Genomic DNA, 18,288 nt, shown 5'->3' on the forward strand with positions numbered 1-18,288 from the left:
CACGGGGGGATGTTCCTTGTGGGGCTGTTTGCGGGAAGGTAACGAAAGGCGCGGGCGGGGGAAAGGGGGCGCGCGCGCCCCCTCTTGCGCGCGGGGCGCGCGCAATTCACCCCCTGCGGATATTTGAGCCAGACTGAAACAGGGCATTGAAAGCGCGCGCAGCGCCATTCCCTTTGTTTACCACAGCCGTTCAACTGGTTATGAGGGTCGCATTCAGGAGGAGCCGCACCCATGTCCCGCAAATCGAAGTTCACTGCCGAAGAGGCCTTGGCCTATCATCACGCGCCCACGCCCGGCAAATATGAAATCACCGCGTCAAAGCCGATGGCCACGCAAGCGGATCTGTCGCTGGCCTATAGCCCCGGTGTGGCGATTCCTGTTCAGGCCATCGCGGATGATCCGCAGGCGGCGTATGATTACACCACCAAGGGCAATATGGTGGCCGTGGTGTCGAACGGCACGGCCATTCTGGGGATGGGGAACCTTGGTGCGCTGGCGTCCAAGCCCGTGATGGAAGGCAAGGCAGTGCTGTTCAAGCGCTTCGCGGATGTGAACGCGATTGATATCTTGCTGGATACAGAAGACCCCGACGAGATTATCAATGCGGTCAGACTGATGGGCCCGACCTTTGGCGGGATTAATCTGGAAGATATCAAGGCGCCGGAATGCTTTATCATTGAAAGCCGGTTGAAGGAGATCATGGATATTCCGGTATTCCATGATGACCAGCATGGCACTGCCGTGATTTGTGCCGCTGGTCTGATCAATGCGCTGGAATTGTCGGGCAAGAAGATTGAGGACTGCAAGATTGTTCTGAACGGGGCGGGCGCTGCGGGGATTGCCTGTCTGGAGTTGATCAAATCCATGGGCGCGCTGCACGATAATTGCATAATGTGCGACACCAAGGGTGTGATCTGGCAGGGCCGGACCGAGGGGATGAACCAGTGGAAATCCGCGCATGCCGCGCGCACCGATGCGCGCACGCTGGAAGATGCGATGGTGGGCGCGGATGTGTTTCTGGGCGTGTCGGCCAAGGGCGCGGTGACGCCCGCGATGGTTGCGGCCATGGCGGACAATCCGGTCATTTTTGCGATGGCAAACCCCGACCCCGAAATCACACCGGAAGAAGCGCAGTCCGTGCGTGCCGATGCGATTGTTGCAACGGGGCGCAGTGACTACCCCAATCAGGTGAACAATGTGCTGGGGTTCCCGTATCTGTTTCGGGGCGCGCTGGACATCAATGCGCGCGCCATCAATGACGAGATGAAGATCGCCTGCGCGCGCGCGCTTGCTGAACTGGCGCGCGAGGATGTGCCTGATGAGGTTGCCATGGCTTACGGGCGCAAGCTGAGTTTCGGGCGGGATTATATTATTCCCACACCGTTTGACCCGCGATTGATCTATACAATTCCCCCCGCGGTGGCCAAGGCCGGGATGAAAACCGGCGTGGCGCGGCGGCCCATTGTGGATATGGACGCCTATGTGCAGTCGCTGAAGGCGCGGATGGACCCGACCGCCAGCATCTTGCAATCCATCCATGCGCGGGCAAAGCAGGCACAATCGCGCATGATTTTTGCCGAAGGTGATGATGAGCGGGTTTTGCGGGCTGCCGTGGCCTATCAGCGTGGCGGCTATGGGCAGGCGCTGGTTGTGGGGCGTGATGATGATGTCCGCGCCAAGCTGGAGGCCGAGGGCCTGGGTGATGCGGTGCGCGAACTGACGGTGGTGAATGCCGGAAACACACGCCATCTGGAAACGTATAAGGACTATCTGTATGCGCGCCTGCAACGTCAGGGGCATGACCAGAAGGATGTTCACCGACTGGCCGCGCGCAACCGTCATGTATTTGCGGCGCTGATGCTGGCCCATGGGCATGGCGATGCGCTGGTCACGGGTGCCACGCGCAAATCCGCCCATGTTCTGGGGCTGATCAACCATGTTTTCGACGCGCGCGCACAAGATGGCGCGGTGGGCGTGACAGCGCTGTTGCACAAGGGCCGGATTGTGTTGATTGCCGACACATTGGTGCATGAATGGCCGTCCGAGACGGACCTTGCCGATATCGCCACGCGCGCGGCATCTGTGGCGCGGCATCTGGGGCTGGAGCCGCGCGTGGCCTTTGTCAGCTTCTCGACATTCGGCTATCCGGTGTCAGAACGTGCCGAGAAGATGCACCTTGCGCCGCGCATTCTGGACGCGCGCGGCGTGGATTTCGAATATGAAGGCGAAATGACTGTGGATGTGGCGCTGAACCCCAAGGCTGCCGCGCATTACCCGTTTTCGCGCCTGACGGGTCCGGCAAATATTCTGGTGGTTCCTGCGCGGCATTCTGCGTCGATCAGTGTGAAGCTGATGCAGGAAATGGCGGGGGCGACAGTGATTGGCCCAATTCTTGCAGGCGCGCCAAAACCCATCCAGATATGTTCAACAGGGTCCACAGTCAGTGACATTGTGAACATGGCCGTGATGGCCAGTTGCGAGATTGTCTGAATAATGGAGCAGGGTATGCAAATCTGGAATTTCGGGTCAATCAATATCGACCATGTGCACAGGCTGGATCACCTGCCATATGCAGGCGAAACGCTGGCCAGTCGTGATTACACGGTGCAGCTGGGGGGCAAGGGCGCGAACCAGTCGGTTGCAGCGGCGCGTGCGGGCGCAACGGTGCGCCATCTGGGCGCGATCGGCGCAGACGGGCTGGATATGCGCGATGTGATGACGGGCTACGGTGTTGACTGCGGCGGCGTGCAGGTGTTGGACGGTGCCACGGGACATGCAATTATCATGGTCGACCAGTCGGGAGAGAATGCCATTGTGCTGCATGGCGGGGCCAATCATGCGCTGGCGCTTGATCCCTTGCTGACAGCACTAAAGGGTGCAGGTGCAGGGGATTTCCTGCTGATGCAGAATGAAACTGCGTGGCAGCCTGAAATTGCCGCCGCCGCTGCGGCCGCTGGCATGAAGGTTGTCTATTCGGCAGCACCTTTTTCGGCTGATGCGGTGCAGGCGGTTTTGCCTTTTGTGTCCATGCTGATGATGAACGACATAGAGGCGCAGCAATTGCAGGATGCGCTGGGCGTGGCGATAGCGGATTTGCCTGTGGAGAACGTGGTCGTCACGCATGGCGCCAAAGGGGCAAGCTGGCACGGCAAGGGACGCGCTGAAATATTTGTTCCTGCGCTTTCGGTTCCGGTGCTGGATACCACGGGCGCAGGCGATTGTTTTGCAGGGGCGTTGGTTGCCGCATTGTCAGACGGGAAAGGCCCTGCCGATGCGATGAAATTTGCAGCATGCGCTGCGGCGTTGCAGGTGTCGCGCGCGGGTGCGGCCTCCGCAATGCCCAGCCGCGCGCAGATTGATGCCCTAGCTGGCGAAGGCGGCTGAACTGCCCCAGACTTCGCGCACGCGCTGGTCACGGCCGCAGCCCTCGCGGTAGCTTTTGTAGGCGACGCGCCGTTCGATCCAGCCGAAACGTGTCAATGTGCGTTCCGCCGAATTGGCGTAATTCTGGTGGAAATCATCCGCCTCGTAGAAAGCCGTTGCCTCGCGCACGGGCGTGACGACGTTCCGGCCAAGCTCGCTTTGTGCCGCAGCGATTGCGGCATTCGCCTGTTCGGTCTGATCAGGTGTCGCGAAAATGGCGGTCGAGTAATGCGCGCCCCGGTCACAGAATTGCCCGCCCGCATCCAGCGGATCAATGGAGCGCATGAACATATGCAGGATCTGGTCGTAACTTACGCGCGCGGGGTCAAAGCTGATGATGGCCGCTTCTATATGGTCGGTTCGTCCGCGCGCAACATCTTCATAAATGGGATCAGGCGTTGTGCCGCCGGTGAAGCCGACGCGCACATCGACCACGCCATCAACGCGCCGGAAATCGGATTCCACGCACCAGAAACACCCGCCCGCGACAATGGCGGTCTGGACCTGTTGCGCGGCGGCGGGCAGGGCGGGGGCAAGTGTGGCGATCAGCCAGAATGCGAAAGCGTGTAACCTCATGTCCGGTATCCTTTGCTATAGGTTCATAAATACTACGTTGCGAAATCCCGAAATGTACGGGGACAGGTATCACAAGAGGGTGAAAAGCGCACATTGTCTGCGTGGAAATCGCCAATTCCCGATCTGACCCACGCATCATATGTGTCTTGCAGCACAGAAAGGACAAGTCATGAGTGGAAAATCTGAACCCCGCACTGGCCCCATGATCGGCCATGTTCACCTGAAAGTCGCCGATCTGGACCGCGCTGTTGAATTTTACCGGCTGTTGGGGTTTGACGTAACCCAGCGATACGGCACGCAGGCGGCCTTTATGGGTGCGGACGGGTATCATCATCATATTGGCCTGAATACATGGCACAGCGCGGGCGCGGCACCGGCCCCTTCCGGGCATGCGGGGCTGTATCATCTGGCGGTGCTGTATCCCGACAGGGTGTCACTGGCACAGGCGCTGAGGCGTGTTGTGCAAGCGGGCGTGCAACTGGATGGCGCTGCCGATCACGGTGTGTCCGAAGCGCTGTATTTCCGCGACCCCGACGGAAACGGGGTCGAGATTTATGTCGACCGCCCCCGTCAGCACTGGCCCCGCGATGCGGCGGGAGGGTTGAAAATGGGCAATGCGCGGCTGGATGTTAGCGCACTTCTGGCCTTGGCGGACACTGCGTGACAGCGGCCTAGATAGGCAGGCCGCGCATCAGGCGGGGCAGATCACCTGTAAGCCCGGCCGCTTCGCGGATGAAGCGGCGGCGCAGCCCCGGCAGGGATTGCACAACCCCCATGCCCAAGCCCCGCACGCCGCGCATCAGCGCGGAATCATTGGAAAACAGCCGGTTCACACTGTCTGTGCCCACCGCCATCATCATGGTGTCAAACCGCCGCCATTGTTGGTAGCGTTCCAGCACAATTGGGCTTGCAATATCTTCGCCACGCCGCGCGGCCAGTATCAATACCTCGGCCAGGGCTGCGACATCGCGCAGGCCGAAATTGAACCCCTGACCTGCAATCGGGTGCATGCCATGCGCGGCATCGCCCACCAGTGCCAGACGCGGCCCGATAAAGCTGTTGGCAATGGTCAGGCGCAGCGGATAGGCAAAGCGCTTGCCCGCCAGCGCGATATCGCCCAAAAAATCGCCAAAGCGCGGGCGCAGGGCATCCAGATAATCGGCATCATTCATGGCGTGGATTTCAGCGGCGGTGTCTGTGCGTTCGCTCCAGACAATAGACGACCGGTTGCCGGGCAGGGGCAGAATGGCAAGCGGGCCTGCGGGCATGAAGAACTGATGCGCGCAGCCGTGATGCGGGTGATCATGCGCAATGGCACATACCAGCGCGGTTTGCCCATACTCCCAGCCGGTGCGTTTGATGCGTGCGCGCTGCGCCACGGCACTGTCGCGCCCGTCGCAGCCCACCAGAATACGCGCGCGCAATACCTGTCCGTCATCGGTGGTGGCGCTTACCCCATTGGCATCCACGTCCTGCGCGATTACACGGCGCCCCTCGATCTGGGTAATATTGGGGCTGTCATCCATAGCAGCCAGCAACGCGCGGCGCAGATAGCGGTCTTCCAGCATATGGCCCATGGGGCCTTCTTCAATCTCGGCATGATCGAAATGCAGAAAGAACGGTGCCGCCCCTTCGCCTGCACGCCCGTCGCTGGCCTTGATCTGCAAGATGGGCTGCGCCTCGGTGGCCACCGCGTCCCAAATGCCGATCCCGTCCAGAACGCGCGTCGATGCCAGTGCCAGCGCATAGGCGCGCCCGTCAAATTCCACGCCTTCGCGCGTGTCGCGCGGCAGGGCATCAATTACGGTCACCCGCAAGCCGCCCTGTGCCAGTGCCAGCGCCAGTGACGGGCCATTCAGCCCCCCGCCTACGATTAAAATATCAGCATCATATGTCATGGCGCAATTATGGCATGGCGCACAGACTTGTCCATGCGGCAAAGCGCCAAATTTGCGGTTCCCATTTCATCTTGCGCAAAATACTCTCTGGGGGTCCGGGGGCAGACAGCCCCCGGCGGCATGCAAAAATCAAGGACACCGCACCATGACCGAAGACTGGCTGACCAGACCCGCCGCAGATCAGGGACGCGCCATTGATGCGGGGGATCTGTGCCCGCTTGCCCTGACCGAAGCCTATCTTGCGGCCATCAAGGCACATTCCGCAGGGGCGCGCATTTACGCCCGCCTGACCGAAAGTCGCGCGCTGGATGACGCGATTGCCGCGCGCGACCGCGCCCGCGCCGGTTTGCGACGTCATCTGCTGGATGGTGTGGCCCTGTCGTGGAAAGACCTGTTCGACACCGCAGGTGTGGCCACCGAAAGCGGGTCTGCGGTGCTGAAGGGCCGTGTGCCCGACCATGACGCGGCCTTGTTGCAGACCATGACGCGCGCAGGGACCATTTGTCTGGGCAAAACACATCAGACGGAATTTGCCTATTCCGGTCTGGGGCTTAATCCGGTGACTGCCACGCCGCCTTGTGTGAATGACCCTGACGCCGTGCCGGGGGGCAGCTCATCAGGGGCGGCCGCGTCGGTGGCCTTCGGGCTGGCGGCAGTGGCCATCGGGTCCGACACGGGCGGTTCGGTGCGTATTCCTGCGGCGTGGAATGATCTGGTCGGTTTGAAAACCACGCATGGGCGGCTGACGTTGCAAGGCGTGGTGCCGCTTGCGCCGAAATTCGACACCGCCGGCCCGCTGGCCCGCAGTGTCGAGGATTGCGCGCTGGTTCTTGCCGCGATGGAACACCGCCCCGCACCCGATTTGCGCGGCGCCAGCCTGTCGGGGCGGCGGTTTCTGGTGCTGGATGGTGCGCCATTCGACGGTATTCGTGATATGCCTGCGCAAGCCTTTGAAGCGGCGGTTGATACGCTGGCCCGCGCGGGTGCCCAGATTACGCGCACATCATTGCCCTGTGTCAGCGATGCCTTGGCGCTGTCTGCGATCATTTACACGCCGGAATGTTACGCTGTCTGGCGCGACCAGATCGAAGCGGCGCCCGAAGTTATGTTCGCGCCGGTGCTGGAGCGTTTCCGGTCCGGTCGGGACCATTTGGCCAGTGACTATATTGCGGCATGGGACGCGTTGTCGCGCCACCGCGCGACATATCTGGCGCAAACTGCCGGATATGATGCGGTGCTGTTGCCAACCGCGCCCAATATGCCGCCCAACGCGCAGCGCCTGATGGATGATCATGCCTATTTCACCACTGAAAACCTGCTGACACTGCGCAACACGCGCATTGGCAATATGCTGGGGCTGTGCGCGCTGACACTGCCCACGGGTGTGCCGTCTGCTGGCATAAGCCTGATGTGCCCGCCCATGGCGGATGATCGCCTGTTGCGCCTTGGGGCGGCGGCAGAAACAGCGCTGGCAGCGGCGTAGCAGGCGCGCAAGGATTTTGCCTGATCTGACGATGCGACGGACCGCACCCAACCCATAGCGGGTAATGCCATTGCTTGCCGCCATATATAGTGGTGCCGCTATGTGATCTACGAAAATGCCACAATTTCGCGGGGTTATTGGCAAAACTTCAGTCGTTTTTCTGGACGGGGCGGCCCCTGCGCGTTATCCTGCACCCAATAATGGGGCAAAAGACCCCGAGCAGTCGAGGCAGTCCATGGCATACCCAGAGCGGTTTTCGAACCTGCCTGAATACGCATTCCCGCGCCTGCGCGCGCTTTTGGATCATCACCAACCCGGTGGTGCCCCTGTCGCCATGACAATTGGCGAGCCGCGCCATGAAATGCCGCCCTTTCTGGCGGATGTGTTGAATGCGAATATCGGCGGATTTGCGAAATATCCTGCAAATGAGGGTATTTCCCCCCTGTTGCAGTCCATTCAAGGCTGGATTTCAAGGCGTTACGGCGTGTCCTTGATGCCGGAAAACCTGATGGTTCTGAATGGCACGCGCGAAGGGTTGTTCAACGCGGCGCTTGCCCTGTGCCCTGAACGCAAGAACGGGCAAACCCCTGTCATCCTGACGCCCAATCCGTTTTATCAGGTTTATGCGGTCGCGGCCCTTGCTGTGGGCGCAGATCCGCGTTTCGTTGCGGCAACCGAGGGCACCGGCCATTTGCCCGATTACGCAAGCCTGCCCGCCGATGTGCTGGACCGCGTGGCGATTGCGTATGTCTGCTCGCCCGCCAACCCGCAGGGGTCGGTTGCGGATGCTGCCTATTGGCGCGCGCTGATCGCGCTGGCCGAAAAGCACGATTTCCGCATTTTCGCCGATGAATGCTATTCCGAGATTTACCGTGACACCCCGCCCCCCGGCGTGCTGGAAATTGCCGCCGAAATGGGTGCGGATAGCGAACGTGTGTTGTCGTTTCATTCGCTGTCGAAACGGTCGAACCTGCCGGGGTTGCGGTCGGGTTTTGTGGCGGGGGGCGTGGAATGTATACGCCGTATCCGGCAGTTGCGCGCCTATAGCGGCGCACCGCTGCCCGAACCCTTGCAACATGTCGCCGCCGCCGCTTGGGCGGATGAGGCGCATGTGGACCGGTCGCGGGCGCTGTATCAGCAGAAATATGCACTTGCAGATCGTATTTTCGGCAATGTGCCCGGATATGCGGGGCCAGCGGGCGGGTTTTTCCTGTGGCTGCCGGTGGATGATGGCGAAGCGGCCGCACTGAAGCTGTGGACCGAAACCGGCATCAGGGTGTTGCCCGGTGCTTATCTGTCACGCGACGTGGACGGGTTTAACCCCGGTCACGGGTTCGTCCGCGTGGCGATGGTGAACTTGATTGATGAAATGCAGGACGCGCTGATCCGGTTGCGCGCCTGTTTGTATAGTTAAACCCAAAGGGCGCGTCAGATGGCATCTTACAATATTGACAAGCGCGATCCGCTTCTGGACAGCAGATTGCAGGCGATTTTGCAAAAGCGCGGGCGTGAACTGGCTGGTCTTGGGCTGGGGGTGCTGGCTTTTGTCTTTGCGCTGATGCTTGGGTCATATTCGCCGGCCGATCCGGGCTGGATGGTGACCAGTGATGCGCCTGTGCAAAATTCGCTGGGGCGGATCGGTGCGGCGATTGCGTCCCCGCTTATGGTTATCGCTGGCATTGCGTCTTGGGGGATTGTTCTGTTTCTGGGTGGCTGGGGCCTGCGGTTGGTTCTGGGGCGCGGCCATGAGGCTGTTCTGGGGCGCGGCGTTTTCCTGCCGCTGGCGATTGCAGTAACATCCATCTGGTGTGCCAGTTTTGTGCCTGCGGCGCAGTGGGACATGTTGTATGGAATGGGCGGCGTGTTCGGTGATACAGTTCTTGGCGCTGTGGTGAATGCATTGCCCATGTCGCCCGCGGCTGGCGTGGGCTTCATGTCGCTGTCGATGCTGTTTGCCTGCCTGATGGTCTGGGGTTTCGTGATGGGTGTCAGCCGACACGAGGCGCTGAGCTTCGCGCGCTTCCTGCTGACAGGTGTGATTTTGACCTATGCAGGCGCAATGGTGCTGCTGCGCGGCGGTATTTCGGGCGGGCTGCGTGGTGCGCAGGCGGCCAGCGGGGCCGTGGCGCGTAAAGTGCAGAACCATCAGCAAGCGCGCGCCGAACATAACGCATATCGCGCGCAACCCGCGCAAGCCGCATATCATGACCGCGAGCCGGTGGTTCACCGCGCGCATGCCGCGCATGAACCGGTTCTGACGCGTCGCAATGCGCCCGTTATTCGCCCTGCGGCGTATTCCAACGATGACTGGCATCAGCACGACGATGCGGTTCTGATAGATCCGCTGGTTGCCGATATGCCGCCCCCTGCGCCACAGCACCCGCGCGCACACTATAACGAGCCGCCCGCAGAAGAGCCGCGTGGCGGCATTCTGTCCAAACTGAAATCCCTAAGCATGCGCGGCGCGGAACCTGCCCCCATGCCGGAACCCGAACTGGTTGAGCGGCAACCCCACAGCGCGGCCATGTCGGCGCAAGCGCCCGCTGCCGACCGGATCAGCAGCCGTATTGCCGATGCGGTGCGCCACCGCAGGCATGCAAAACCCGTGCAGGTATTCAACCCCAACCTGCGCCCGCCACCTGTGACAGCAGGCCAGCGCATGGTTCAGGAACCGCCCCTACAGGCCCCGGCGCGGTCGCCCCATCACGTTCAGGCACCGCAACCCGTGCCAGCGCAACCGCCATTGGCTTCAGCCACGCTGACGGCACAGATGGCGGCACCGGCGATGGGCAATGTCCCTATGCCTGATTGGATGATGGCCGCCCAGCCCGCAACGCCCGCCCCCGCCCCGATGGATGAGTATGCAACCCCGCAACCATCTGCACCGATGTCGCAGGAACCCGCGATGACTGTGCGGCCCGGTCAGGTTTTGCAGCGCCGTGTTGTGGCAACTGCGCCGGTCAAGCCGCAAACCTCGCGTCAGGCCCGCGCCGAGGCTGAACCGACATTCCCCTTCGACACGCGTGAAACAGTGACCTATGAACTGCCGCCGCTGTCGCTGCTGGAAAGCCCCGGCAATGTTCAGCGCTATTCCCTGAGTGATGAAGCGCTGGAAGAAAACGCGCGGATGCTGGAATCGGTTCTGGATGATTACGGCGTGCGTGGCGAAATTGTCAGCGTGCGCCCCGGCCCTGTTGTGACGCAATATGAACTGGAACCTGCGCCGGGGCTGAAGGCCAGCCGCGTCATTGGTCTGGCTGATGACATTGCGCGGTCGATGTCGGCGTTGTCGGCGCGGGTGTCCACCGTTCCGGGGCGGTCCATCATCGGGATTGAATTGCCCAATGCGCACCGCGAAAAGGTGGTCTTGCGCGAAATCCTGTCCGCGCGCGATTTTGGCGACACCCAGATGCGCCTGCCATTGGCGCTGGGCAAGGGGATTGACGGCGAACCCATCGTCGCCAATCTGGCCAAGATGCCGCATTTGCTGATTGCGGGGACCACGGGTTCGGGCAAATCGGTGGCCATCAACACGATGATCCTGTCGCTGCTGTATCGTCTGACGCCGGATGAATGCCGCATGATCATGATTGACCCCAAAATGCTGGAACTGTCCGTCTATGACGGCATTCCGCATCTGTTGTCGCCTGTTGTCACCGACCCCAAGAAAGCCGTGGTCGCGCTGAAATGGGTCGTGGGCGAGATGGAAGAGCGCTATCGCAAAATGTCCAAGATGGGCGTGCGCAATATCGAAGGGTTCAATGGCCGCGTGCGCGAAGCGCTGGAGCGTGGCGAGATGTTCAAGCGCACCATCCAGACGGGGTTTGACGATGACACCGGTGACCCTGTGTTCGAGACGGAAGAATTCGCGCCCGAATTGTTGCCCTATATCGTAGTTGTTGTGGACGAGATGGCAGACCTGATGATGGTTGCGGGCAAGGAGATCGAGGCCTGCATCCAGCGCCTTGCGCAGATGGCGCGTGCATCGGGTATTCACCTGATCATGGCCACGCAGCGCCCGTCGGTCGATGTGATCACCGGCACCATCAAGGCAAACTTCCCCACGCGGATTTCGTTTCAGGTGACCAGCAAGATCGATTCGCGCACCATTCTGGGCGAACAGGGGGCGGAGCAACTGCTGGGCATGGGCGACATGCTGTATATGGCAGGGGGTTCACGCATTACCCGCATTCACGGCCCCTTCGTCAGCGATGAGGAGGTGGAGGAGATCGTCAACCACCTGAAATCCTTTGGCCCGCCCGATTACAAATCCGGCGTGGTCGATGGCCCCGAATCCGACAAGGAAGCCGATATTGATGCGGTTCTTGGCCTTGGTGGCAATACCACAGGCGAAGATGCGTTGTATGATCAGGCGGTGCAGGTGGTTATTCAGGACCGCAAATGTTCCACCAGCTACATTCAGCGCAAACTGGGCATCGGCTATAACAAGGCCGCGCGTCTGGTCGAGCAGATGGAAGATGAAGGGCTTGTCACCGCAGCCAACCATGTCGGCAAACGCGAGATCCTGATCCCCGAACAGGGCTGATGCCCCCTGTTCGGCGGGGGGCTTTATCGGCAACTCTCTGCCTTGTGTAGGGTGCGTGATCAGATCGTGGCTTTGCCGCCGCCGCATCGTGCATTATTTAGGATGTCATGAGTATATCACGCCGTTCCCTTCTTCTGTCCCTGCCAGCGCTTGCGCTGGTCCGGCCAGCCATGGCCCAGGCTATTCCGCTTGCGGAAATCTCGGCCTATTTTAACAGTTTCACCACCGCCGAAGGGGAGTTTACCCAGATAAACCCCGACGATTCACTGGTGACAGGGCGCTTGTTTATCCGCCGGCCCGGTCGCATGCGGTTCGAATATGACCCGCCCGAAGACGCGCTGGTCATGGCGGGCGGCAGTCAGGTGTCGGTGTTTGACGGGCGGTCCAATCAGGGGCCGAACCAATACCCGTTGCGCCAGACGCCGCTGAACATCATTCTGGAACAGAATGTGGATTTCCAGCGCGCGCGTATGGTCGTGGGCCACACGGTTGACGGTGATGTGACAACCGTGGTCGCCCAGGACCCCGAAAACCCGCAATACGGGTCCATCCGCCTGAACTTTTCCGCCAACCCCACGGAATTGCGCCAATGGGTCATCCGCGATGACACCGGCGCTGAAACCACCGTTATCTTGGGCAATATGCGCTTTGGCGGGCAGTTGTCGGCGCGGTTGTTCGATGTGGTGGCAGAAACCGAACAACGGCGGCGGTGATCAGGGTTTGGTCAGCGCTTGTTCCAGCGCTTCGCGGATGAGGCGCTGATAGGGGATGCCACGGTCCTTGGCGCGCGCTTTCAGCGCCGCAATCAAGGGTTCAGGCAAGCGCATGGTCACGCGCGCGGATTTTGGCAGGGTTTCGAAGCGCATCGGCTTGAACTGTGCGAAGTCCAAAGCAGACAGGTCTTGATCAAGGAAATCTTCGGCCTGCTCGTCAGTTGTCAGGACGGGAACCGATGTTGGGGAAGATTTCGGCATAGCGTGTGACCTCTCGGGCGTGCATGTAGCGGGCGCTGATGGGGCGGATTTTGCCGTCCCGCCAGCAAAAGGCTATGAAAGCCGGCCGGCCTTCGGGGGTAGGACCAAGTGCGATGAAACGCTGCTCGGCATTGGTCGAATGCTCCGGGTCAGGCGCAACATGAAGGCCCCCACGGAACATGATTTCGATCTGGGCGCGGGTCAGGCCGTGCTTTTCACATTTGGCACTGTTGCCGTGGTCCCAGTCGAAGGTGATCATAATGTATGTACAAATGTGCGGACAGTCAAGGATTTAGGGTGAAGCTATGTTGTCAGTAAATGATATTGCCGCTGCGGGTTGCGCAGCGCTTTCAAATGCAGCTTAACATCTTCTGGTAAACCAAGATCTTCAAGTTTATGAATCGGTTTAATCCCAAAAGGCATTATTTCTCCTTGCTTATTGCTCAGAATTATTGGCGCGAGTTCCTGAAGATAGCGCGGCTCTGGAAGGCAAAAGCGCTTTTCGTCTCTACAGACCATTGAGAAAAGTGCATTAGATGCGCAGTCTGCCAAGATGAAGCATCTATCATCTTTCTTCTTTACAGCTATGATTGAGAAAGGGTTGAGTCCGCGCAATGAAGCAGCTCGATGGTCGAGTGGAGTCGTTTGAATGCGCTTAACAAAGGAAATAAGTGAACTGTATTGCTGATCTCTAGCTTCTAGCCGAATACTAACAGATTCTCTAGAAATCCCGCAAACACTTAATGCATTCGAAACCCTCTCGAGTAGATACTGTGATACCTTGTTGTAGTAATGTGTTGGCGTTGAACTTGCTTGTGGAAGGTATTCTAAGAGGGATAGCTTGTTTGAGATTACTCCGACCATTCCTACAGGTAATTTAGCGATTGTTCTTGCTAGAAAAATTCTTTCATAGTGCGAAAGATTTTTCGAATGCTTTCCAGACTGTAAGAATGGCAGTCCTTGGAGAGCTGTTTCGATCTTCTCTCGGTTTTCCTCTCGAAAGAAGACAACCGACATGCAGAAATACTGCGTTGGTCCAAAAGATGGATCAGGCGCTACGTTCCGTAGACCCGTATCGCCTGACTCATCAATGAGGACTGTATACATTTCACCTCGTAAATTTCTTATACTTAACCCGCTTCGGCTCCAGCGCGTCAGGCCCCAACCGCCGTTTCTTGTCGTCTTCATAGGCTGCGAAATTGCCCTCGAACCATTCGACATGTGCCTCGCCCTCAAACGCTAGTATGTGCGTGCACAGCCGGTCAAGGAAGAAGCGGTCGTGGGAAATGACCACGGCGCAGCCTGCGAAATCTTCCAGCGCCGCTTCCAGAGCTTGCAGGGTTTCCACGTCCAGATCGTTGGTCGGTTCATCCAGCAGCAGCACATTGCCGCCTGCGCGCAGCAGTTTGGCCATATGCACGCGGTTACGTTCACCCCCTGACAGCAGGCCCACTTTCTTTTGCTGGTCGCCCCCTTTGAAGTTGAACGCGCCCACATAGGCGCGGGAGTTCACCTCGGCATCGCCAAGCTGGATGATGTCCAGCCCGTCGCTGATTTCTTCCCACACGGTTTTCTTCGCATCCAGCGCATCGCGCGACTGATCCACATAGGACAGCTGCACCGTGTCGCCGAATTCGATGCTGCCCTCATCTGGCTGTTCCTGTCCGGTCAGCATGCGAAACAGCGTAGATTTGCCCGCGCCGTTGGGACCGATCACGCCGACAATACCGCCCGGTGGCAGCGCGAAGGACAGGTCTTCGATCAGCAGGCGGTCGCCATAGCCCTTTTTCAGGTTCTCGATCTCGATCACCTTGCCGCCAAGGCGTGGACCATTGGGAATGATGATCTGTGCGCGACCGATCTTTTCACGCTCGGACTGGCCTGCCTTTTCTTCATAGGCGGCAATCCGTGCCTTGGATTTGGTTTGCCGTGCTTTCGCGCCTGCCCTGATCCATTCCAGCTCGCGTTCCAGCGATTTCTGGCGCGCCTTGTCCTCGCGGGATTCCTGGCTCAGGCGTTTGGCTTTTTGTTCCAGCCATGCGGAATAATTCCCTTCATAGGGAATGCCGCGCCCGCGGTCGAGTTCCAGAATCCAGCCGGTGATGTCATCCAGAAAGTAGCGGTCATGGGTGACAATCAGGATGGTGCCCTTGTATTCGATCAGGTGCTTTTGCAGCCATGCGATGGTTTCGGCGTCCAAATGGTTGGTCGGTTCGTCCAGCAGCAGCATGTCGGGCGCTTCCAGCAGCAGCTTGCACAGCGCCACGCGGCGCTTTTCACCACCTGACAGGGTGTCGACCGATGCCGTGTCGGGCGGGCAGCGCAGCGCTTCCATGGCGACATCGATCTGGCTGTCCAGATCCCACAGGTTTTCCGCGTCGATCTGGTCTTGTAGCGCGGCCATTTCATCGGCGGTCTCGTCAGAATAGTTCATGGCCAGTTCGTTATAGCGGTCCAGCTTGGCCTGTTTTTCGGCCACGCCCAGCATGACATTGCCGCGCACGTCCAGTGTGGCGTCCAGGTCGGGTTCCTGCGGCAGGTAACCCACTTTGGCCCCTTTTGCGGCCCAGGCCTCGCCGGTGAAATCCTTGTCGATGCCCGCCATGATGCGCAGCAGCGTGGATTTCCCCGCGCCATTGACACCCACAACCCCGATTTTCACGCCCGGAAGAAAGGACAGCCGAACGTTTTCAAAGCATTTCTTGCCGCCGGGATAGGTTTTGGACACACCATCCATGTGGTAGACATATTGATAGGACGCCATGTGCTTTCCTTCGTGTGAGATGGGGGCTTTGCCTTCCCTAGCGCAAGGACGGGCCGTGCTGCAAGCGGGACAGGGCGGAAATGGAAAAACCCCCGCGGCGTGCGCGGGGGTATATCTTGGGGGCAAGCGGTGCCTTAGTTGGCGACCGGAGCTTCGCCCTGCTGGGCGCGCAAAGCGGCCTGACGCTGGATTTCCTGTTTATACAGGGCCAGAAAATCGACCGTGTCCAGATTCAGCGGCGGGAAGCCGCCATCGCGCGTGACATCGGAAATGATGCGGCGTGCGAAGGGGAAAATCATGCGCGGGCATTCGATCAGCAAAAACGGGTGCAGCTGTTCGGCGGGCACGTTTTCAATCAGGAAAACACCGACATAGTCCAGTTCCACGATGAACAGCGCCTGATCATCTTCCTTGTTCTTGGATGTGATCTTGAACTTGGTGGCGACTTCATACTGGTTTTCCACGTCGCGCTTGTTCGCATCAAGGCTGACCTGCACCTGAATGTCGGGCTGGACATTGCTGCCTTGCAGTTTCTTCTGCGCGGCGACATTTTCAAACGACAGGTCACGCACGAATTGCGCCATAACGCGCATGTTCACTTTCGGGGTTTCGGCTGGCTGTGCGCCGTTGGTTTCTTCTGCCATGTTTACCGGGCTCCTATTGATGGACAGTTATTCTTCGGCGCGCTTGTAGCAGGGGGGCGCGGGTGGCTCAATCCCGCTTTTGGTTTGGCGGCAGGTGGTGTGTGTTTTGCTGCGGATCCGGCTGGCGGACATAGTCGCCGTCAATGACATCATCGCGCGCAGGCCGAGTATGTGCGGCGCTTGCCCGAAGAACCAGACGCGACAGAATCAAGGCGCGCACAGGCGGCAGCAGCAGCAACAGCCCAAGGCCATCTGTGAAAAACCCCGGCAGCAGCACCAGCAACGCGCCGATCATGCGCAGGGCCGAATGCGCCATGGGGCTTGCGGGGCTTGCATCGCGCGCAAGGGCCGCGCGGACGCTTTCGGCATTGCGGTAGGGTTCCAGGCGCATCAGCACCAGACCCAGCGCGCCGCTCAGGAAAACCCAAGCCAGCGTTCCGATGACGCCTATTTCGCTTCCAAATTGAACGAAAAGTGCGATTTCAACGACCGGAATGGCCAGTATGGCTAACAGAATCCACATCTTTCGGCCTCTCGTCTGAAATGATGTTACTTTGGAAGGTAGACTTGACCGTCTTCGCGCCTTACATAAGCATTTGAACCGCCATACCAACCCCTGGCCGAGGTAACAATGGAACCCGCCGTGATCCAGCTTCTTATTCTTGCAGGCATTGCTGTCTTTCTTATTCTGCGTTTGCGCGCTGTTCTTGGAACACGCGACGGATTTGAGTCCAAACCCGTTCAACGCGGTGACGGCACGTCGGAACCGCTGTCAAAACCACGATTTGAGGTGATTGACGGTGGCCCTGATACCGATATTACCGACCATGTGCCCGAAGGGTCCGACATGGCGAAAGTGCTTGCGCGGATGAAGGCGGTTGATCCTGATTTCAGTGTGGGCGATTTCCTTCAGGGTGCCCGTGGCGCGTATGAAATGATTCTGATGGCGTTTGAATCCTCGGATATGGATTCAATCCTGCCGTTCCTGTCGCGTGATGTGTTCAACAGTTTTGACGAAGTTGTGCAGTTGCGTGAACAGCAGGGCGTGCGGGTGGATGCCTCTTTCGTGGGGCTGCGCGAACTGGACCTTGTGGGCGCCACGTTTGACGAGGACACCAACGAGGGCGAGATCACCATCAAGTTCCTGGGTGAACTGACATCTGTGGTCCGCAAAGTTGACAGCGGCGAGATTGTCGAAGGTGACCCGAATGAGATCAAGCGCCAGCGCGATGTTTGGACATTTGCCCGCGATTTGACGGCTGACAGCCCGAACTGGAAACTGGTCGCCACCGGCGAGTGACATTCGGAGGCAGGGGATGACCCGCAAATCCCGCAGGTTGCATCCCGACGATCTTGAACTTTGGGGCCGCGTCGCGAAAAGCGCGCGGCCTTTGAAGTCCGATCTGGCAAAAGCGTTCGAGATGCCGGATGTGGCCCAACAGGTGTTCACACCCGAGCCCGAAAAAAAGCCAAAAAAAGCGCCGCGTCATCAGGGTGGGACCATTCTGCGGCCCACGCCCCCCGGTGCGGCTGTTATGCACGACCTTTTGCCGCCGATATCGGATGCGTTGGCGGGCGCGGCTGTCAGTATGGACAAGCGCAAATTCCAGCGCATGACCAAGGGCAAGTTGCAGCCCGAAGCGCGGATCGACCTGCATGGCATGACACTGGCGCAGGCGCATGCGGCGCTGAACGGGTTTATCCTGCGTGCCCAGTCGCAGGGGTTGCGGTTGGTGCTGGTGATCACCGGCAAGGGAAAGACTGTTGCCGATGACGGCCCGATCCCGCGCAGACGCGGGGCGTTGAAACATGATGTGCCGCAATGGTTGCGCATGGCACCACTGGCAGGCGCGGTGCAGGAGTTGCGCGAGGCGCATCTGCGCCATGGCGGCAGTGGCGCGTATTATGTGTATTTGCGCAAGGCGCGGCCGTGATGTCGGATTTGAGTATTTTTTGCAAGATGAAGGGGCAGGGCGGCCC

At 59.5% G+C, this 18,288-nt stretch carries 17 protein-coding genes; 9 read left to right on the forward strand and 8 right to left on the reverse strand.

The window, feature by feature from the left end:
• The first annotated feature begins 231 nt into the window (after positions 1–231).
• Positions 232–2,490, forward strand: a complete 2,259-nt coding sequence (locus P8S53_RS21260; protein ID WP_306417819.1) for an NADP-dependent malic enzyme — start codon at positions 232–234, stop codon at positions 2,488–2,490.
• A 15-nt stretch (positions 2,491–2,505) separates the two neighbouring features.
• Positions 2,506–3,384, forward strand: coding sequence for a ribokinase (locus tag P8S53_RS01785; RefSeq protein ID WP_277805459.1), 879 nt, complete (start codon positions 2,506–2,508; stop codon positions 3,382–3,384).
• On the opposite strand, the gene msrA is transcribed toward P8S53_RS01785, so the two are convergent.
• On the reverse strand, positions 3,364–3,999 hold the full coding sequence (gene msrA / locus P8S53_RS01790) for a peptide-methionine (S)-S-oxide reductase MsrA (protein ID WP_277805460.1): 636 nt from the start codon (positions 3,997–3,999) through the stop codon (positions 3,364–3,366). The genes P8S53_RS01785 and msrA overlap by 21 nt on opposite strands.
• A gap of 169 nt (positions 4,000–4,168) precedes the next feature.
• Between msrA and P8S53_RS01795 the strand changes: the two genes are divergently transcribed.
• Positions 4,169–4,663 (forward strand): VOC family protein, encoded by a 495-nt coding sequence (locus P8S53_RS01795; protein WP_277805461.1) that lies wholly within the window; start codon positions 4,169–4,171, stop codon positions 4,661–4,663.
• Positions 4,664–4,670: 7 nt separating this feature from the next.
• Here the strand turns inward: P8S53_RS01795 and P8S53_RS01800 are convergent, their stop codons facing one another.
• Positions 4,671–5,897 carry an FAD-dependent monooxygenase gene (locus tag P8S53_RS01800; RefSeq protein ID WP_277805462.1) on the reverse strand — a complete coding sequence of 409 codons (1,227 nt, stop codon included), beginning with the start codon at positions 5,895–5,897 and terminating at the stop codon, positions 4,671–4,673.
• A 145-nt stretch (positions 5,898–6,042) separates the two neighbouring features.
• Between P8S53_RS01800 and P8S53_RS01805 the strand changes: the two genes are divergently transcribed.
• The 4 genes from P8S53_RS01805 (at position 6,043) to P8S53_RS01820 (ending at position 12,639) form a co-directional block, all read left to right on the forward strand.
• Positions 6,043–7,380: an amidase gene (locus P8S53_RS01805; RefSeq protein WP_277805463.1), complete on the forward strand. Its 1,338-nt coding sequence runs from the start codon at positions 6,043–6,045 to the stop codon at positions 7,378–7,380.
• 235 nt (positions 7,381–7,615) lie between these two features.
• Complete coding sequence (locus P8S53_RS01810; RefSeq protein ID WP_277805464.1) at positions 7,616–8,794, forward strand: aminotransferase class I/II-fold pyridoxal phosphate-dependent enzyme; 1,179 nt, start codon at positions 7,616–7,618, stop codon at positions 8,792–8,794.
• An 18-nt stretch (positions 8,795–8,812) separates the two neighbouring features.
• Positions 8,813–11,926, forward strand: coding sequence for a DNA translocase FtsK (locus P8S53_RS01815; protein WP_277805465.1), 3,114 nt, complete (start codon positions 8,813–8,815; stop codon positions 11,924–11,926).
• A 107-nt stretch (positions 11,927–12,033) separates the two neighbouring features.
• The gene (locus P8S53_RS01820; RefSeq protein ID WP_277805466.1) at positions 12,034–12,639 is read left to right on the forward strand and encodes an outer membrane lipoprotein carrier protein LolA; all 606 of its coding nucleotides are present in this window, start codon (positions 12,034–12,036) and stop codon (positions 12,637–12,639) included.
• Here P8S53_RS01820 and P8S53_RS01825 read toward each other — a convergent pair whose 3' ends face one another.
• The 6 genes from P8S53_RS01825 to P8S53_RS01850 form a co-directional block, all read right to left on the reverse strand.
• Positions 12,640–12,900: a CopG family antitoxin gene (locus P8S53_RS01825; RefSeq protein ID WP_277805467.1), complete on the reverse strand. Its 261-nt coding sequence runs from the start codon at positions 12,898–12,900 to the stop codon at positions 12,640–12,642.
• Complete coding sequence (locus P8S53_RS01830) at positions 12,857–13,159, reverse strand: BrnT family toxin (RefSeq protein WP_277805468.1); 303 nt, start codon at positions 13,157–13,159, stop codon at positions 12,857–12,859. The genes P8S53_RS01825 and P8S53_RS01830 overlap by 44 nt, the downstream gene beginning before the upstream one ends.
• A gap of 44 nt (positions 13,160–13,203) precedes the next feature.
• Positions 13,204–13,917: a hypothetical protein gene (locus P8S53_RS01835; protein ID WP_277805469.1), complete on the reverse strand. Its 714-nt coding sequence runs from the start codon at positions 13,915–13,917 to the stop codon at positions 13,204–13,206.
• Positions 13,918–14,008: 91 nt separating this feature from the next.
• A complete protein-coding gene (gene ettA, locus P8S53_RS01840; RefSeq protein ID WP_277805470.1) occupies positions 14,009–15,664 on the reverse strand; it encodes an energy-dependent translational throttle protein EttA in 1,656 nt (551 codons plus the stop codon).
• A 134-nt stretch (positions 15,665–15,798) separates the two neighbouring features.
• Positions 15,799–16,308, reverse strand: a complete 510-nt coding sequence (gene secB, locus P8S53_RS01845; RefSeq protein ID WP_277805471.1) for a protein-export chaperone SecB — start codon at positions 16,306–16,308, stop codon at positions 15,799–15,801.
• 67 nt (positions 16,309–16,375) lie between these two features.
• Complete coding sequence (locus tag P8S53_RS01850; RefSeq protein WP_277805472.1) at positions 16,376–16,831, reverse strand: FxsA family protein; 456 nt, start codon at positions 16,829–16,831, stop codon at positions 16,376–16,378.
• A gap of 108 nt (positions 16,832–16,939) precedes the next feature.
• Here P8S53_RS01850 and P8S53_RS01855 point away from each other — a divergent pair, with 108 nt between their 5' ends.
• Positions 16,940–17,608, forward strand: a complete 669-nt coding sequence (locus P8S53_RS01855; protein ID WP_306417820.1) for a Tim44/TimA family putative adaptor protein — start codon at positions 16,940–16,942, stop codon at positions 17,606–17,608.
• A 16-nt stretch (positions 17,609–17,624) separates the two neighbouring features.
• Positions 17,625–18,242, forward strand: coding sequence for a Smr/MutS family protein (locus P8S53_RS01860; RefSeq protein ID WP_277805474.1), 618 nt, complete (start codon positions 17,625–17,627; stop codon positions 18,240–18,242).
• Positions 18,243–18,288: the final 46 nt, after the last annotated feature.

Origin of the sequence: Roseinatronobacter sp. S2 (genome assembly GCF_029581395.1) — a bacterium.
In the GTDB taxonomy this organism is placed as follows: Bacteria; Pseudomonadota; Alphaproteobacteria; order Rhodobacterales; family Rhodobacteraceae; genus Roseinatronobacter.

Bases quoted from the DNA above. Each gene is read 5' to 3' on its own strand.
- P8S53_RS21260 (WP_306417819.1), top strand. From the start codon at position 232: ATGTCCCGCAAATCGAAGTTCACTGCCGAAGAGGCCTTGGCCTATCAT.
- P8S53_RS01785 (WP_277805459.1), top strand. From the start codon at position 2,506: ATGCAAATCTGGAATTTCGGGTCAATCAATATCGACCATGTGCACAGG.
- msrA (WP_277805460.1), bottom strand. From the start codon at position 3,999: ATGAGGTTACACGCTTTCGCATTCTGGCTGATCGCCACACTTGCCCCC.
- P8S53_RS01795 (WP_277805461.1), top strand. From the start codon at position 4,169: ATGAGTGGAAAATCTGAACCCCGCACTGGCCCCATGATCGGCCATGTT.
- P8S53_RS01800 (WP_277805462.1), bottom strand. From the start codon at position 5,897: ATGACATATGATGCTGATATTTTAATCGTAGGCGGGGGGCTGAATGGC.
- P8S53_RS01805 (WP_277805463.1), top strand. From the start codon at position 6,043: ATGACCGAAGACTGGCTGACCAGACCCGCCGCAGATCAGGGACGCGCC.
- P8S53_RS01810 (WP_277805464.1), top strand. From the start codon at position 7,616: ATGGCATACCCAGAGCGGTTTTCGAACCTGCCTGAATACGCATTCCCG.
- P8S53_RS01815 (WP_277805465.1), top strand. From the start codon at position 8,813: ATGGCATCTTACAATATTGACAAGCGCGATCCGCTTCTGGACAGCAGA.
- P8S53_RS01820 (WP_277805466.1), top strand. From the start codon at position 12,034: ATGAGTATATCACGCCGTTCCCTTCTTCTGTCCCTGCCAGCGCTTGCG.
- P8S53_RS01825 (WP_277805467.1), bottom strand. From the start codon at position 12,900: ATGCCGAAATCTTCCCCAACATCGGTTCCCGTCCTGACAACTGACGAG.
- P8S53_RS01830 (WP_277805468.1), bottom strand. From the start codon at position 13,159: ATGATCACCTTCGACTGGGACCACGGCAACAGTGCCAAATGTGAAAAG.
- P8S53_RS01835 (WP_277805469.1), bottom strand. From the start codon at position 13,917: ATGTCGGTTGTCTTCTTTCGAGAGGAAAACCGAGAGAAGATCGAAACA.
- ettA (WP_277805470.1), bottom strand. From the start codon at position 15,664: ATGGCGTCCTATCAATATGTCTACCACATGGATGGTGTGTCCAAAACC.
- secB (WP_277805471.1), bottom strand. From the start codon at position 16,308: ATGGCAGAAGAAACCAACGGCGCACAGCCAGCCGAAACCCCGAAAGTG.
- P8S53_RS01850 (WP_277805472.1), bottom strand. From the start codon at position 16,831: ATGTGGATTCTGTTAGCCATACTGGCCATTCCGGTCGTTGAAATCGCA.
- P8S53_RS01855 (WP_306417820.1), top strand. From the start codon at position 16,940: ATGGAACCCGCCGTGATCCAGCTTCTTATTCTTGCAGGCATTGCTGTC.
- P8S53_RS01860 (WP_277805474.1), top strand. From the start codon at position 17,625: ATGACCCGCAAATCCCGCAGGTTGCATCCCGACGATCTTGAACTTTGG.